The 17221-nt window shown below is 58.9% G+C and carries 13 protein-coding genes; 6 read left to right on the plus strand and 7 right to left on the minus strand.

The features are described 5' to 3' along the window. Positions 1-6: 6 nt before the first annotated feature. The 4 genes from dmul_RS03545 to dmul_RS03560 are packed head-to-tail and all read right to left on the minus strand — an operon-like array spanning position 7 to position 5233. Positions 7-1116, minus strand: coding sequence for an ABC transporter permease (locus dmul_RS03545; RefSeq protein WP_020877393.1), 1110 nt, complete (start codon positions 1114-1116; stop codon positions 7-9). Between the two features lie 12 nt (positions 1117-1128). Then, positions 1129-2301, minus strand: a complete 1173-nt coding sequence (locus dmul_RS03550; RefSeq protein WP_020877392.1) for an ABC transporter permease — start codon at positions 2299-2301, stop codon at positions 1129-1131. Continuing rightward, the gene (locus tag dmul_RS03555; protein ID WP_020877391.1) at positions 2298-4133 is read right to left on the minus strand and encodes an ATP-binding cassette domain-containing protein; all 1836 of its coding nucleotides are present in this window, start codon (positions 4131-4133) and stop codon (positions 2298-2300) included. Before dmul_RS03555 ends, dmul_RS03550 begins: the two co-directional genes overlap by 4 nt. After that, on the minus strand, positions 4133-5233 hold the full coding sequence (locus dmul_RS03560) for an HlyD family secretion protein (protein WP_020877390.1): 1101 nt from the start codon (positions 5231-5233) through the stop codon (positions 4133-4135). Before dmul_RS03560 ends, dmul_RS03555 begins: the two co-directional genes overlap by 1 nt. Positions 5234-6606: 1373 nt before the next feature. On the opposite strand from dmul_RS03560, the gene dmul_RS03570 reads away from it, so the two are divergent. The 4 genes from dmul_RS03570 (at position 6607) to dmul_RS03585 (ending at position 10785) form a co-directional block, all read left to right on the plus strand. Further along, positions 6607-8061 (plus strand): metal transporter, encoded by a 1455-nt coding sequence (locus dmul_RS03570; RefSeq protein WP_144016565.1) that lies wholly within the window; start codon positions 6607-6609, stop codon positions 8059-8061. A 56-nt stretch (positions 8062-8117) separates the two neighbouring features. Beyond that, entirely contained in the window at positions 8118-8471 is a 354-nt protein-coding gene (locus tag dmul_RS03575; RefSeq protein WP_020877387.1) for a DRTGG domain protein, read from the plus strand. 182 nt (positions 8472-8653) lie between these two features. After that, a complete protein-coding gene (locus dmul_RS03580) occupies positions 8654-10312 on the plus strand; it encodes an NAD-dependent malic enzyme (RefSeq protein WP_020877386.1) in 1659 nt (552 codons plus the stop codon). Positions 10313-10389: 77 nt separating this feature from the next. Then, positions 10390-10785, plus strand: coding sequence for a RidA family protein (locus dmul_RS03585; protein ID WP_020877385.1), 396 nt, complete (start codon positions 10390-10392; stop codon positions 10783-10785). A gap of 12 nt (positions 10786-10797) precedes the next feature. Here dmul_RS03585 and dmul_RS03590 read toward each other — a convergent pair whose 3' ends face one another. Genes dmul_RS03590 through dmul_RS03600 form a run of 3 tightly spaced genes read right to left on the minus strand, consistent with a single transcriptional unit; the run spans position 10798 to position 13469 of the window. Continuing rightward, positions 10798-11646, minus strand: coding sequence for an ABC transporter ATP-binding protein (locus dmul_RS03590; protein ID WP_020877384.1), 849 nt, complete (start codon positions 11644-11646; stop codon positions 10798-10800). Beyond that, on the minus strand, positions 11631-12395 hold the full coding sequence (locus dmul_RS03595; RefSeq protein ID WP_020877383.1) for an ABC transporter permease: 765 nt from the start codon (positions 12393-12395) through the stop codon (positions 11631-11633). The genes dmul_RS03590 and dmul_RS03595 overlap by 16 nt, the downstream gene beginning before the upstream one ends. Before the next feature lie 60 nt (positions 12396-12455). Continuing rightward, entirely contained in the window at positions 12456-13469 is a 1014-nt protein-coding gene (locus tag dmul_RS03600; RefSeq protein WP_020877382.1) for an ABC transporter substrate-binding protein, read from the minus strand. Between the two features lie 188 nt (positions 13470-13657). Between dmul_RS03600 and dmul_RS03605 the strand changes: the two genes are divergently transcribed. After that, entirely contained in the window at positions 13658-15781 is a 2124-nt protein-coding gene (locus dmul_RS03605) for an ATP-binding protein (protein WP_020877381.1), read from the plus strand. Further along, positions 15753-17126 carry a sigma-54-dependent transcriptional regulator gene (locus tag dmul_RS03610; RefSeq protein ID WP_020877380.1) on the plus strand — a complete coding sequence of 458 codons (1374 nt, stop codon included), beginning with the start codon at positions 15753-15755 and terminating at the stop codon, positions 17124-17126. Before dmul_RS03605 ends, dmul_RS03610 begins: the two co-directional genes overlap by 29 nt. Positions 17127-17221 lie beyond the last annotated feature (95 nt).

Raw genomic sequence — 17221 nt, forward strand, 5'->3', positions numbered from 1 at the left:
TTTCGGTCAGTCGATTCTGTGCCGGAAAAGCCATCCGGCGAGGCTCAGGGTTGCCAGGGCGATGAGGGCCATGGGCCAGAATTGGGCGAAAAAAACGGACGGCGGGGCGTCTTCCAGGAACACGCCCCGGAGCACCACCATGAAATACCGAACGGGATTGAGGCGGGTGAGGTGCTGAACCGGAACCGGCATGTTGCCGATGGGGGTGGTGAAACCCGATAGAATCACGGCCGGCACCATGAAGAGAAAAACGCCCAGAAGCCCCTGCTGCTGGGTGACCGACAGCGATGAGATCAGAAGTCCCACGCCCACTGCCGACAACAGAAAAAGGCCGAGTCCGCCGTAGAGCATGAGGAGGTTCCCCCGGAGAGGCACCTTGAACCAGAGGGCGGCCGCCAACAGGCAAACCGTTCCCTCCGCCAGCCCGATGACGCATCCGGGGATCGATTTCCCGATCAGGATCTCCACCGGCCGGAGCGGGGTCACCAGGAGCTGGTCAAAGGTGCCCTGCTCCCGCTCCCGCGCCACCGAAAGGGCTGTCGTGATCAGGGTGACGAGGAGGGTGATGATGCCGAGGATCCCGGGAACGATGAACCAGCGGCTCTCCAGGTTGGGGTTGTACCATGTCCGGGTCTCGAGAACGGCGGGGAATGCCCTGATGCCGGCGGTCCGGACGAGTTCGTCGCCGTAGGCCGTGACTACGGTTCGAATGTAGTTGAGGGCGATCATGGCCGTGTTGGAATTGCGGCCGTCGAGAATGACCTGGATCTTCCCCGACCGACCTTTCAGGATGTCCCGGCTGAAGCGGCGGTCCACGTGGATCACCAGAAGCGCCTGTCGGGCGTCCACCAAGGGTGCGATTTCGGCTTCCCGGGTGATCACCGCCACCTTTCTGAAATGGGGCGATCCCTCCAGTCGTGCCGTCAACGCGCGGGAGAAGGCGCCGGGGTCCTCATTGTAAACCGCGTAGGGCACTTTTTCGAGATCGTAGGTGGCCGCATAGCTGAACACGAAAAGCTGGATGATGGGAGGAACCACAACGGTGAGACGACTCCGTTTGTCGCGGAAGAGGGCCAGAAACTCTTTGACGATCAGTGCGGCAATGCGGTGAATCATACCCTGACCTCTCTAATCCAATCGTTTCTTGGACTTGAGGCCGCACAGGGTCAGGAAGAAGACCGCCATGACAACGAGGGCCGCGAGGTTGGGACCGATTACGGCCGGGATGTCGCCGGCCAGAAAGCTCGACTGGAGAATGGCGATGAAATACCGGGCCGCGACGGCATGGGTGACGATCTGCACCGCTCGAGGCATGCCGGCGATGTCGAAGATGTATCCGGAGAGGAGAAATGCCGGCAGGAACGTCACGATGATGGCGATCTGCCCGGCGACGAACTGGTTCCTCGCGACGATGGAGATTAACAGCCCGATACCCAAAGAGACCAGGAGAAAGACGGACGACGTCAGGACCAGGACGCCCAGTGAGCCTCGGAGCGGCACCGCGAAGACCCCCACCGCCATGATGACCGAGAGGGCCATGCCGCCCATCCCCATGATGAAATAGGGAATGAGCTTTCCGAGCAGAATTTCGAGGATGGAGACGGGCGTGACCATGAGCGCCTCGAGGGTTCCCCGCTCCCATTCCCGGGCCATGACCATGGCCGTCAGCAGGGCGCCGATGAGGGTCATGTTCACCGCGATCAGTCCCGGCACCAAAAAATTCCGGCTCCGCATTTCGCTGTTGTACCAGATTCGACTGACGAGTTCCACGGGCGGCCGGATCTCTCCGCCGGCCTGCCGGACCCGGTCCTGGAGCCAAAGCGCCCACACGCCGTCCGCGTAGCCGGACACCAGCCGGGCCGTGTTGGCATCCACGCCGTTGAGGATGACCTGGATGGGTATGGGCGCTTGTCGGGAGGGATCGAGAATGCCCGAAAAATTGTCCCGCACCCGGACGATGCCGTTGACCTGGTGGGTGGTGAGCGCGGTCACGGCGTCCTGCATGGTCCGGAGCTTCCGAACGTTGAAATAGGGCGATTCGGCAAACGCCTCCCCCAGTGAGACGGCTTCGGCGCTCGGTGATTCGGCGACAAAGGCGATGGGTACGTTGGTGGCGTCCAGGGAAACGCCGTACCCATGGATCAGAAGGAGAAGTACCGGCAGCAGAAAGGCGATGGCGATACTGCTGGGGTCCCGAAGGATCTGCAGAAATTCCTTGCGGATCATACCCCGCAACCGGCGCATGCCGACGATGCGGCGCCGGGGGGGTTCAGATGTCCGGCGGTCCGGTGAAGGCCTCATTCCGCGTTATCCGCCTCGGTCTCGATGAGGGCGATGAAGGCCTCTTCAAGGGTCCCCGACGGGGCGCCGAGGTGCAAGGCGGCCCGGGCCTTGATCTCGGTGGGGGTTCCGACGGCCAGGATTCGTCCGGCCGCCATGATGGCAAGCCGGTCGCAGTATTCCGCTTCTTCCATGAAATGGGTCGTTACCATCAGGGTGACGCCGCTCCGTGCCAATACGTTGATGTGAGACCAGAACTCCCGCCGGGCCATGGGGTCGACGCCGGAGGTCGGTTCGTCCAGAAAGAGGATCTCCGGTTCGTGCATGAGCGCGCAGGCGAGGGCGAGTCGCTGCTTGTACCCCAGGGAAAGCGCATCGCCGGCGACATCCGCCATCCCCGAAAGGTCAAACCGGTCAAGGGCCCACTGGATTCGGAGATTTCGCTCACGACCTCGGAGATTGTAGACGCTGCTGAAAAATCGCAGGTTTTGACGCACGCTCAGGTTGCGGTACAGGGAAAACTTCTGGGCCATGTATCCGATTCTGGCACGGGTTCTGGCCGTCGCTCTCCGCAGGTCCAGGCCGGCGACCCGCATCTCTCCGTCGCTTGCCGGCAGAAGCCCGCACAGCATGCGGAATGTCGTGGTCTTTCCGGCGCCGTTGGCGCCCAGGAGCCCGAACACCTCCCCGGAATGGACCTCGAAACTCACGTCCCGGACTGCGTAAAAGCTCCCGAACCGACGTTGCAGGCGGTCGACCCGGATAACGGGTTGCGTGTCATTCTCCCGGTTTTCGGAGGCCGGGATTTCGATTTCGAAGCCTTGCCCGCCGGCCCCTGTTTCCTTGAGGCGCGCGATATAACTGTCCTCGAACCGGGGCGGCACGGGTTCAACGGCGGCGTCGGGGATGTCGCGGATCAGAGTGTCGGGAGCGGGTATGCCTGTCCGGAATGACTCCCGGGCGGGCGACGCGCTTTCGCCGCGGTTTCCCGCGATGACGACGCGCACGGCGTCTCCCTGGATGACCGTATCGATGATGCCCTTCCGGCCGGCAAGAGCCGCCTGAACACGGCGTTTCGCGGTTGGAGGGACCTGGACCCGGAAGGTGCGTCCGGTGAGGCGCCGGGCGAAATCCTCGGGGCGGCCTTCATCGAGAACCTGTCCTTCGTGAAGGATCACCACCGCGTCGCATCTCTCCGCCTCGTCGAGATAGGCGGTGCTCAGGAGAACACTGATTCCCGATTCACTGACAAGCCGCGTCACGATGGCCCACAGTTCCCTGCGGGATACCGGGTCCACGCCTACGGTGGGCTCGTCCAGAAGCAGGAGACGCGGCGGCTTGACCAGTGTGCAGGCCAACCCCAGCTTCTGTTTCATGCCTCCCGAGAGACGACCCGCCAGGCGGTCGGTGAAATTCCCGAGGCGGGTCATTTGCATCAGTTCGGCATAGATTCCGGGCCTTGCGGTCGGGGGTACGCCCTGGAGATCGGCGTACAGATCCAGGTTTTCCTGTACACTCAGCTCTTCATACAGGCCGAACTGCTGGGGCATGTAACCGATCCGGTCCTGAACGGCCAGGGGATCCTTTGCCGCATCGATGCCGCAAACCGTCATTTGACCGCCGTCCACCTTGAGCAGACCCGCGGCCGTCCGCATAAAGGTGGTCTTTCCGGCGCCGTCGGGGCCGATGAGGCAGGTGACGCCTCCCGTGCGTACCCGGATGGTGACCTTGTCGAGGGCTTTGACGCGTTTTTTCCCGGCGGCAAAACTTTTCTGAAGGTTCTCCGCAAAAATGACGAAAGGGCTGCCGTCCGCCGGCATCGCGGGACCGAGGATTTCATCGGAAGCCGGCATTACGGTTCATCCCGTCCCGGGCAGGGGGGCGGATCGTTCCCGGCCTCGGGATGAGCGTTCAGGGAAATGGTGACGGTGGCCGGCATGCCGAGGCGAAGTTCGTTTTGAGGGTTGCAGGCGAAGACCCGGACCTGGTAGACGAGATGGGAGCGGACCTCGGTGGTCTCCACCGTCTTGGGGGTGAATTCCGCGGTAGGGGAAATATAACCGATCCATGCCGGATAGATCTTGTCGGGAAAGCTGTCGGTCCTGATGACGGCCGTCTGGCCCGGATGGATCCTGCCGAGGTCGGTTTCGGAGACATAGGCCCGAACCCACACAGGGTCGTTCAGGGCCAGGGTCAGCACGGGGCGTCCGGGCGAGGCCATGTCGCCGGGCTCGAGAATGCGGTTTCGGATGACGCCGTCATCGGAGGCAAAAAGCTCGGCGTCCATGAGATTCCGGCGGGCGATCTCCAACTCCGCCTGGAGAACCTTGAGCGTGGCCTGGGCCGCGGCAATGTCTTCCCTGCGAGGCCCTCGTTCCGCAAGATTCTGACGTTCAACAGCCGCCTCGAGGCTTGCATGTTCGCTGTCGGCCAGCGCTTTTGCGGTGTCGACCCTGTCCCGGGAAGCCAGATTCTCGTCGGCCAGGGGGCGGAGCCGTTCGTAGGTGCGTCTGGCACTCTCGGCCCGCTGCCGAATGGCCTCGGCCTGGGCCCGGGCCTGAAAAATTTCTTCTTTCCGGCTGCCTGCCAGCAGCTTCTCGACAGTGTTGACCTGTGCCGCCGCCCGGGCTGCGCTCCGGTCGACGGCGAGCTGCAGTCGTCGGCTTTCGAGTCTCGCCAGCAGATCCCCTTTCCGGACCGATTGTCCTTCCTCGACACGGATGTCGGCAATCCGCTCATTCCCGTTGAAGGCCAGTTCGACTTCCCGGATGTCGACATTGCCGTAAAGGACGATTTCGGTGGTTTCAAGGGGGGCGTCTTTGAAAATGACATAGCGCAGACCCAGAACGATCAGCCCGACGCAGGCGAGCGCGAGGATGGCAAATTTGGCAATTCTTCTCATTTGTTGTAATGTTTCGCCCTGTAGTCGGACGTCCAGATACCTCCCCGTCATTTTCACTCCGGGTTGGCGGGGTCTCGGTCGAGGAGGACCCTGTTTCCCAGCAGCGGTGGAATAGTTTATCCGTTAACATATCCCACCACCGGTTTCAACGACAATTGAAGGCCTGACGGCGGCCTGGCCTATCGGGCGTGGATCATCATGCCGCAGTCTTCGCAACGGTAACGCGCAAATGAGACGTCTATGATATTGGTCTCCATAAACGTATATTGTCGGAAGCCGTCAGTCGCATAGCAGCTGGGGCAGAAGCGTAGACGGGAAGTTTCCGGGGGGAGAATTTTTTTGCAACGGCAACACCGCAGGCGATGGCCGGACTTCGGCAGGAGAATGAGTCTCTGGTGTCCGCAGGAGGCGAAGGATGTGGTTGGGGATGAGCGGTCCAACTGCTTTGAATTGATGGTCATACACGTCCTCCTTTCGGCAGGCGGAGAAGTCGTCGGCACGATGGCGGAAAGGGTTTTGGATCGGTCTCCGCATGATCATTGAATTCAGTCTAAGCGGGTTTTCATTTCGCTGGAATACCCTCAAGTGTGTATTTCATCCGCGGCGGCGGGTTTATGATCAGATAAAAATATCCTGATCTCAACTTTCGACTTTCATGATGATGACCGGATAGCGGTGCCGGGAGGATACGGCCTGTGAAAGTCGAAAGTTGGGCCCTGATATAATCGGCGTCTTCAGCATTCCATCTATCCCCGGGAACGTCGGACCCCCCTGTCGGCCCAAGGCACGGCTTTCGGCCGGCGGTACCTTCCATAGCCAATACATAAGGTCTTGCCGGGCATTTACATTATTTTACCCATCGGTCTGCAAGGAATGTCTGGCGCATGATGCGCTTTCCCACCGTTGCGGGCAGCCAACCTGTTTTGTCCGGGGTCGGATCAGACAGGCGGCGGCAAAGGTTGATTCTGTGCCGGCGCCTGAAACAAAATGATGCGACGCAAAAAGTTTTGAATTTTTGTTGTCTGGAGAGTTATGCAGGAGAATTAATGATTCAATTATATGTTAAAATTATATATATCACTAAAATGAGTTGAGCCGGTCATGGGTTCGGACTAATGTAAAATGATGCATCGCAAAATAAAAGTTGACACTGCTGGATTTTGCTGCATACTTTATCGAATCCTGAAAGGCGCCCGCCATGGGAGTGCCGGATCAAAACGCATGGCTCCGGATCGGCATTTAAAATGGGACCCAACATTCAAAGCGGATCCTATGAAGAATGAGAGGGTTCCGAGGGTCTGTTGCGGCGCTTGGCGGGATGTAGACAAAAATGAATTCTTGGAAGAAGGAAATCTGATCTGATGGAAAAATATTTGTCATTATTCAAAGCAATGTACAATCAGACCCTATCCGCTGGAAATTGCATGAGCGGATTTTGCAGATACATGAACGAATTCATGGTGCCTTATATTCTCGCGACCAGCTATTTCACCGAAGCCGAGAGAGAAAAAATGACGAAGACCGATCCGATGGAGGGCCTCATGTCCTATGCGGAGCTCATGCAATTCAACAGCGACGTGAGCAGCAGGGCCATCATTTCAAGCATGAAAGCCATGAGCGATTTCAGCAACATGGAGCTGAAAAAGGCCATGGATGCCCTGTTCGGCACCGTCTTCGACTGGGACGGCAACGGCGGAGACATTCTCGCATTCACGGAGCGGCAGGCCATAATGTCGGAGATGCTGGTCAAGGGCTATCCGCAGGCGATCCGGGACATCGAATCCGAATATGGATTCGGGTTCGAGCGGGGGGAGAATGTCAAGGTTGCGGAAACCGACCGGTTTATCCTTTACCAGATCCTGCCCATAGATCCTCATACGGAGATACGGCGTGACGGAAAGCCGATTCTGATTCTGCCCCCCTATGTACTGGGCGCCAATATCCTGGGATTCCTGCCCCGGGAAAATCGCAGCTATGCCCATTGCTTTGCCAACGTGGGAATCCCAACCTATATCCGTATCATGAAGGATATCGCGGTGACGCCGGCCGTCCAACTCGCCACCGGAGAAGATGACGCCCGAGACACGCGAATTTTTTGTGAAAGGATCATGGCGGCCCACGGTAAACCGGTGACGTTGAACGGCTACTGCCAGGGCGGCTACATGGCGGTTTGCAGTCTGCTCTCCGGCGAACTGGACGGCGTCGTGGACACGCTCATCACCTGCGTTTCTCCCATGGACGGAACCCGGAGTCGGGGATTCGAGGCTTTTTTCGGCAATCTTCCCAAACGGTTCAACGATCTGATGTATGGCACTAAAAAACTGCCGAACGGCAACAAGGTGGGGGATGGAACCCTCATGGGATGGGTGTATAAACTCAAGAGCATCGAGGCCGAGTTCCCGGTGGTCGCCTTCCTGCGAGACCTCATGATGTTCAACCCGAGAGCCGGCCGGCCGCCGAAGATCAGCAAGACGGCGGCAGCCATCAACTACTGGCTTCAAAACGAGCGGTGCGATCTTCCCCTGGCCGTCACCCGCATGAGCTTCGATTCCTACAACATTCCGGTTACCGCCGACGGCACCTTGCCCGTCAAGCTATTCGGCAGACCGCTCAACTTCGGGCGAATCCAGGAAAAGGACATTCCCTGGCTGATCTGCTACGGTGAAAAGGACGACCTGGTGGAGAAGGAAACCGCGCTGGCACCCCTGGACTATATCCCGGCGGAGGTGACGGCATTTCCCAAAGGCCACGTGGCCATCGCCACCTCCTGGTCGAACCCGACATCCGAATGCGCGCTTCATGCCCGCTTCGGAACTCAAAACTATCGGGGACCCGTTCGCTTTCACCTGGATCAGGACAAGATCGTCGCAACCCCTTGATGCCGACGCCCGGAGCCCCCGCCGACGTGATGCCGGAATGACAAGGACATCGAGCCGTGAAAATTTCAAGAATCCAGGAATTGTTGGAGGCCCGTTATCTCACGGGTGAGGCTTTTCAGGACCGAAGCATCTGGTCGGCCTGTGGTGGGGAACTGGTGGCCGAAATTCTGAAATCGGCGGACAAGGATTGCGTACTGCTGACCGGCCTGACCACTTCGGAGGTGGTCAGGCTCGGCATTATCGCCGAAGTGGGGTGTATCGTATTCGTGAGGGGAAGGCGGGTTGATCGGGGCGTCATCGATGCGGCCGCGGAATGCCGTCTGCCCTTGCTGTCGACCTCGCTGCCGCTTTTCGTTGCCTGTGGGCAACTTTACATGGACGGCCTCAGAGGATTTGCGGAATCCTGGTAGTTATCCGACGTCAGTTGCGATATTGGCAGTGAAAAAGATCGGTCTTTACAAAGAGATCTTCGTGGGATATCATCAAAACTTTTTTTGTCATAAACTTAAGGCGGACACACAAGATGTCGGCCTCGCCGCCGGCGGCGGCGGTTTGTTTGAAAGCGATTGATAACCCGTCAAGGAGATCGACAATGGCGCATGATCTGAATTCCCGGCTCACTTACCCGAACACGCCCTCCAACATCAACTACCTCTACGATCCCGCCCTCAACAAGGGAACCGCGTTTACCCGTGAAGAGCGGGATGCCCTCGGACTTTGGGGGCTGCTGCCGCCGGGCATCAATACCATGTCCGAGCAGGTCCTGAGGGCCATGGGCAATTACCGAAGAAAAACCTCCGATCTGGAAAAATATATCTTTCTCGCGGCCCTTCAGGATCGCAACCAAACCCTCTATTATCGAGTACTTGCCGACTATCTCGAGGAGATGATGCCCATTATCTACACCCCTACCGTCGGCTTGGCTTGCCAGGAATATGTTCACATTTTCCGACGCCCCAAAGGGATTTTTGTTTCGTCCCGGAACAAAGGTAAATTCTCCAGGATTCTCAAGAACTGGCCCAATAAGGACGTCCGGGTGATTGTCATTACCGACGGCGAACGGATTCTGGGGCTGGGCGATCTGGGGGTCGCGGGAATGGGGATTCCCGTCGGCAAGCTCTCCCTCTATACGGCCTGCGCGGGGATTCATCCCTCATGGTGTCTGCCGGTGACCATTGACGTAGGCACCAACAACGTCAAACTTCAAAACGATCCCCTCTATTTCGGCATGCGTCATGACCGGATCCGCGGGGAGGCATACGACAGCCTCATCGAGGAATTCATCATGGCGGTCCAGGATAATTTTCACCATACCCTGATTCAGTTCGAGGATTTTGGCAACATCAACGCTTTTCGGCTGCTGGGCCGTTACCGAAACCGGGTCTGCACATTCAACGACGACATCCAGGGGACGGCGAGCGTCGCCCTCGCCGGCATGTATGCAGCCATGCGGATGATCGGCGGAAAACTGGTCGACCAGAAGATTTTGTTTCTTGGCGCCGGGGAAGCCGGGACCGGCATCGGCGACCTGATCGTGAAAGCCATGATGGACGAGGGCCTCTCCCAGGAAGAGGCGCGGGAGCGCTGTTGGTTCACCGATTCCAAGGGGCTCATTGTCAAGAGCCGCCAGAAGCTGGCAGCGCACAAGGTGCCCTATGCCCATGAATTTGAATACCAGGCCGATTTTCTCGATGCGGTCAAGGCCCTCAAGCCCACCGCCGTTGTCGGCGTGTCGGGACAAGCCAAGGCCTTCAGTCAACCGGTTCTGGAGGAGATGGCGCGGTGCAACGAGCGGCCGCTGGTCTTTGCCCTCTCCAACCCGACGGCCAATGCCGAGTGCACCGCTCTGGAGGCTTACGCCTGGACCGACGGCCGCGCCGTCTTTGCCTCGGGCAGTCCCTTCGAACCCGTGAACCTCAGGGGCGTCACCTACGAGCCGGGTCAGGGGAACAACGCTTACATCTTCCCCGGGGTCGGCCTCGGTGTGATCGCCAGTCGGGCGAAGCATGTCACCGATGAGATGTTCATGACGGCATCACGGGTGTTGGCCGGCGAGGTGTCGCAGGAGGATTTCGAGCGGGGCAGCATCTATCCCCCACTGGTCAAAATACGCGAGGTCTCGATCAAGATCGCCGCGGCCGTAGCCGAGGTGGCCTTTGATCAGGGCCTTGCCGGTGTTCCCAGGCCCGACGACCTGCGGGACTTCATTCAATCCCATGTCTACGAGCCCAATTACCAGAGCTATGTATAGACCCGATCGAGGGTGGGTGGGTTTCCGAAGCGCGGAGACCTCCCACCCCTGGTTCACCATTACCGAAGAGGCGGAATATGAGCGCAAACAAGCGTAGTATCGTAAGGACCTCCGATGCACCGCAGGCCATCGGTCCCTATTCGCAGGCCGTCAAAACCGACACTCTCGTTTTTGTCTCCGGACAGATCGCCCTGGACCCCGCAACCGGCAGCCTGATCGATTCGGATATCCGAACGGAGACCCGTCAGGCCATGACCAATCTCGGCAACATCCTGATCGCCGCGGGCAGCAGCCTTGACAAGGTGGTAAAGGCGACCTTGTTCATCAGGAACATGGACGATTTCGCCATGATCAACGAGGTGTATGGGGAATTCTTTTCCACCGATCCGCCGGCCCGTGCCTGTGTGGAGGTGGCGCGTCTCCCCAAGAACGCCCATGTTGAGGTCGAGGCCGTCGCCCTTCTGAACGAATAGGCCGATCGTGCTTTATTGCCCCGTCTCCACTTCCATGCTTTTCAATACCTCCGCCTGAACGCTCGACCAGATGTGGCGCTTCAACTCCAGGTAACGCTCCGAGAGTTGGACGTCGGCGTTTCTCGGATGGGGCAGGTCGTTGGTGATCTCCTGGGCGATCCGTCCCGGGCGGGCCGTCATGACGACGATGCGCGACGAGAGGAGGAGTGCCTCGTCGATGGAGTGGGTAATGAAGATGATGGTCTTCCGGTGCTTCTCGTAGATGCGCACCAACTGCTCCTGCAGCACCTGGCGGGTCATGGCGTCCAGGGCGGCGAAAGGCTCGTCCAGGAGCATGACCTGAGGATCGTTGGCCAGGGAGCGGGCGATGGAGACCCGCTGCTTCATCCCGCCGGACAGGTGGTGGGGGTAGGTTCGCTCAAAACCGTTCAAACCCACCAGCTCAATGAACTTTGCAGCCCGCTCCTCCCTTTCCGATTTGGGCATCCGTTTCATTTTGAGTCCGAATTCCACGTTCTCCTGGACCGTCTTCCATGGGAAGAGGGCGTATTGCTGGAAGATCATGCCGCATTCCGGCGTAATCCCGGTGACGGGCCGTCCGTCCAGGAGCACTTCCCCATGGGTCGCGCTATCGAATCCGGCCACGAGGTTGAGCAGAGTCGACTTGCCGCACCCCGAAGCCCCGACGATAACCAGAAATTCCCCGTCCCGGATGTCCAGGGAGAGATCTTTCAGCGCCGTCACCTCGCCTCGCTTGCTGGAGAACACTTTAGTGACACCTTTGACGGAGATTTTGGGAGCGGCGTTTGCCGTGATGCCGTTTTCTGGCGTTTTCGCCGATGGCGCTACTGACGTGTCCATGGCAAAAGCCTCCTTTCGAATTTGCGGAAAAGCACATCGATGATCATAACCGTGATACTGATCATCACCATGCCCAGAAGCACGGTGTCGGTCTGGAAATATTCCTTGCCGTTCATGATCATGAAGCCCAGGCCTTCACGGGCCGCCACCAATTCCGCCGATATGATGCAGGTCCATGCGATCCCCAGCATGACCTTGAGCCCCGCGATAATCTGGGGCAGGGAACCCGGCAGAATCACCTCCCGCATGACGTCCAGGTTGGATGCGCCCAGGTTGCGTGCGGCCCGGACAAGGAGGGGATCGATGCTCTTGGTGGCTTCGATGATATAGAGAAGGGAAGGGGCGAAGGATCCCATGAAGACGATGGAGTATTTCTGGGTTTCGGTGATGCCCAACCAGAGCAGGGAGAGGGGAATCCAACTCATGGAGGGAAGCGGCCGCAAAAGGGAGATGAACGGATCGAATACGGCCATGAAAAATCGTGACGATCCCAGGAAGATGCCGAAGGGGATCGCCACGAGGCTCGAAACTATAAATCCTACCATGACCCGCCGGGTCGAGGCCAGGGTATGCTGCACGAGACTGCCGTCCCCGATCATTTTTGCGGCTCGGGCGAGGATCTGGGTGGGCGACGGCATAAAGAGCGGTTCGATGAATCCCATACGGCAGAGGAATTCCCAGAGGCCGAGGAAGACGAGGAGGGATCCCAGGCTGACGAATACCAGATTGCTGTTTGATTTCGATGTCATACATCCCCCTTCCATGCGGGGCGGACGACGTGTCGTCCCGCCCCGCCGGTGCGGCTCTAATCAGGGCATCATATCCGCGGCGACCCATTCCTTGACGACGGGTGCGGCATCGATCTGCTTGTGTTTGACGAGAAACTCCGCCAGCCGTTGCATACCTTCGGTGAATTTTCCGGGTTCGACCATGAGAGCCCGCTGTTCGGCACCGGGAATCCATTGAATGTCCTTGAGAACCGACATCTGTTCCTCCATGCCGAGGTTGGTCAGCTTCACCAGCACCTCGGCGCATTCCTTGGGATTCCGGATGAGGAGGTCCACCGCTTCGAAATAGCCTTTTACGAAAGCCTTGCAGGTGTTGGGGTATTTTTCGGCGAACTCGCGGCGGACCACCATGATGTCCGGACCGGGCCCCAGGCTGTACTGCTTGTAGAGGCTGAAAGCCGTATCGTCAGCCAGCAGGTGGTTGCCGGGCATGTTGAGGAGGTTGTTGAAATGGGGCGTCCACGCGGCACAGGCGTCGATCTCGCCTGATGCCATGGCTGCGGGCATTTCATTGACCTTGAGGTTGATGAGGGTGAGGTCTTTGTCGGGGTCGATGCCGTTTTGCTCCAGGAGATCCAGGATGAGGACATGGGCACTGGAGGCAAAGGGGGCAGCCACCTTTTTGTCTTTGAGATCCGCGACGGTCTTGATATTCTCCCGCGCGATGAGCCCTTCCACCGTTGCGTAGGAGTCCTGGGTGGCGAATGTCATGAATCCCTTGCTCCCCGAGGCCATGAGGGCGATGGCCGAGATCGAACCGGTGGAGGCGATGTCGAGGTCGCCGGCCACCAGGGAACCCATTCGCCCCGAAGAGGCGTAGAAATTCTGAAAGAGCACGCCCAGTCCGTGCTTCTGGAAAATCCCCTTTTCGACGCCGACCCAGACCGGATAATGTCCCAGCCAGGAAGAGCCGCCGTAGACCACTGTAACCTTCTCCGGCGCCCCGGCCTCCTCGGCCTGAGAAACGCCCGTGAACATGAGCCATGATGCCAGCATCAGGGCGGCGCTTGCCAGAAATACCTTGGTAGACTTCATAACTTCCTCCTTCTGTTTGACGTGAGGTGCTTTTGGATAATGCAATCCTGAATCGGAGCAGGTTCCTCCAATCCGCATGTCCTGTCCATCGTCAAAAAACAAAATATGTGCCATAATGATGAAATTCCGTATTTACGTAAGGTTATGCCTATGGTAGGTTTTAAAATAATGCCGTGAAGACGAGGAGTGTGCTGAATTCGGCGCATCAGAACGGCAAGTGTGCCGAATTCAGCACACTCTTCTCCTTTTTCAATTTGACGAGAGTTGACGGGATCGACGGGGTGCCAACCAACAGGAACAGCTACAATTCGAACCGATTCATCCTGATCCGCGTCATGCGGCGGGCGTTATATCGGCTCGGCATCATGACAGGCATCCTTCTCGTCCTTATTTGTCCGGCCCATTCAGCTTTGCGGGTCGGCATGCCCATCGCCTTTCCTCCATTCAGCTACCAGGGTGAAGGAGATGACCGGGTGCGGGGCTACAGCGTCGACGTCATGGAGACCCTCGGTGGGATCATGGACGAGGAAACCCGGTTTCTGGTGGGTGAACCCGAAGACCTGCTCACGGCCCTTGCGGAGGACCGCATCGACATGGTCTGCGGTGTCGTCCTGACGGAATCGATTCGACAGGCCTATGATTATCTTGAGATCAGTGTTTTTGTGAAGCGTTTTTTCTACGCCAATCAGGCGGGTGTTGATCCCGACCGCCGGCATCACCTCGCCGGTAAAACCGTTGTGGTGGTGCGGGGCCAGCCTTTTATGGATCTGGGGTTGCAACGGGAAGGGGTTAATATTGTTCAGGCCCGGGACATTCTCGAGGCCCTCAGAATGCTCGACGGGAATCAGGCCCAGTTATTTGTGGGGCTGTCCGAGCAGGTGGTTAAAACGCTTACGGACGAGTTCGATCTGAAGCGCGTCCGCCAGGCAGGCGTCACCATAGGTCAGTTTCCCCTTGCCGTCATTGTCCCCAAAGGGAACACGGCTCTTCTGAAACGTCTGAGCATGGGGCTTGGGATGGCCGTCAGCGACGGCAGCCTCGGCCGCGTTCAAGAGAAATGGCTTGGCGGTTGGAGCTGGGCGTTCTTCTGGATACGTTACCGACTCTATGTCTCGATCTTCATCGGTATTTTCGCGGCGGGGATCGGGGGGATCATCCTCTGGAATCAGACCCTCAAACGTCAGGTTGTCCGGATCACCAGGGATCTGGGGGTGTCCGAACAACGGTATCGGGACGTTATCGAATCCTCGCCGGACATGGTTTTCGTCATCAATGGATCCGGAGAGATCCGGCTTGCCAACACGAGCGCGAGACGAAAGCTCAGCTGGGACGAAGCGACGCTTCATTGCACGGCCCTGCCGTCTCTGGCGGCGTCGGCGGACCGGACGTCGGTGGACCGGTTTCTCCACCAGCTCTTCGCGGACGGCTATGCCGGTACTGAAATCCGTCTGATCGCGTCGACGGGCGTCAACATCAATGTCGAGATGGTGGCAGCCGGCATTCAGCAAGGCAGTGCGGACGAACCGCTCGCCTGTTGCTTCGCCCGGGACATCACCCGTCGCAAGCGCATGGCGGTGGAGCTGATTCAAGCCGAGCGGCTCGCCACCATCGGGAAAATGGCAGCCTCCGTTGCCCATGAAATCAACAATCCCGTCGGCATCGTTCTGGCCCACACCGAAGAACTCATGAGCGGTGGACTTTCGCCTGAAGAGATCCGGAACAGTCTCGACGTTATCCGGCGCAATGCCGTGCGTGCGGGGCGTATCACCGAGACGCTCCTGGCACAGGCCTCCCAGAGCCCCGAGGGGACCGGTTTCGCGGGTCGGATGGTCGTCGACCTTGCGGGGCTCATAGAAGAATGTATCCATTTCGTCAGGCCGCGGCTCAGGCGAATCCGCCTGCAGAAAGGATTGCCGACGGGTCTATTTCCCGTCCAGGGGGACGCCGGGAGCTTGCAGCAGGTCTTCATCAATCTGCTCCTGAATGCCGCCGAGAGTATTGACGGGGAGGGCGTGATCCGTGTCTGGCTGGTAAATGAGAGGACCGGCCTTGTACCAATGGTCTCGGCCGTGGTGGAAGACTCGGGAATTGGGGTCCCCGAAGCGGATCGTGAACGAATATTCGAGCCGTTTTTCACCCGGGGTAAACAGCGAGGGTTTGGACTGGGGTTGTTTGTCGCTCGGAACATTGTGGCGAGGCACGGGGGGGATATCCGCTGCGAGCCGGGGACTTCCGGCGGCACCCGGATGATCGTGAGGATCCCCCAACGGGAGCTGGAAGCGGATGGCGCAAAGGCATGCGACAATGGGTGACCGGATTCTTTTCGTAGAGGATGAGCCCGAGATGCTCCAATTCCTGGCGCGGTATTTTTCGCGCCGCGGGTACGCCGTTACGGCGGCAGCGTCGGGCGAGGAGGCCTGGCGCCTGCTTTCCCAGACCACTTACGACCTGGTGGTGTGCGATCAGGCCCTGGACGGGATTTCCGGGCTCGATCTTCTCCGGATGATCCGGGAGACGGATCGAGATCTCCCCTTTATCATGATAACCGGTGCCGGCACCATCGAAACGGCGGTGGAGGCCATCAAGATCGGGGCATTCCATTATGTAACCAAACCCTTCAAGCCTGGAGAACTGGCGATCCTTGCGAGCCGAGCCGTCGAGTTCGGCAAGCTGCACCGGAAGCTCAGCCGGATCCACGCCGATGAAGACGAGGCGGATCGGTCCATCGTCATCGGAAATAACCGACGGATTCTCGAGATGATGCAAACCATCGAAAAGATATCCGGCTCGGACGCACCGGTTCTCATCCAGGGAGAGACGGGCACGGGAAAGTCGGTTTTCGCACGGCGCATCCACGAGACGAGCCGACGGCGCGGACGACCTTTCGTGACCATCGACTGTGGCGCTCTTCCGGAAAACCTCATCGAGAGCGAACTCTTCGGCCACGTCAAGGGCGCTTTCACCGGTGCGGTTCGGCCAAAACGAGGGCTTCTGGAAGAGGCCGACGGCGGGACCATCTTCCTCGACGAGATCGGGGAGATGACGGCGGCCACCCAGACCAAGCTGCTGCGGGCGCTTCAGGATCTGGTGATTAAACCGGTGGGCGGCAACCAGATTGTTGCTATTGACGTCCGTTACATATCGGCCACGAACAAGGACCTTCATCAGGAGGTCGCCGCGGGACGCTTTCGGGAAGACCTTTATTATCGTCTGGCGGTGATCCCCCTCTATCTGCCGCCTCTCCGGGAGCGCCGCGAGGATATCATTCCATTCGTAAGGAACTTCGTTCGGGAGCTCAATCGCCGGTACGGCAAGCGTGTTTCCAAGGTCGATCCTCTCGTGCTCCAGAGCTTCATGGAAGCCCCCTGGAAGGGCAACATACGGGAGCTCAAGAATGTCCTTGAGCGCTCGGTTCTCCTTGCCGAAGGAGCGGCCATCACCGCCGACTGCCTATCCCCGTCCCCTGCCGGCAGAGGTGTTGCGGACAGGGTTCCAAAACACCCCGTCAGCCTCAAAACCGCTGTCGAGGCGGCCGAGCGGCAAACCATCCGAAGCGCCCTTGCCGCCGCCTCGGGGAACCGCTCAAAGGCCGCCGAAATTCTGGGCATTGGTCGGCGGACTCTTTACGCCAAGATGGCGGCTTACGGCATCGAATAGAGGGACAGGATTCTCAACGGTGCCGGCGAATGCCCTGAAGCGCTTGATCATAGAGGTCTTTATGTGGCATGATCTCCAATCAATCACCGGAAGGT

The sequence above is a fragment of the Desulfococcus multivorans genome, from assembly GCF_001854245.1.
GTDB classification, from domain to species: Bacteria; Desulfobacterota; Desulfobacteria; order Desulfobacterales; family Desulfococcaceae; genus Desulfococcus; species Desulfococcus multivorans.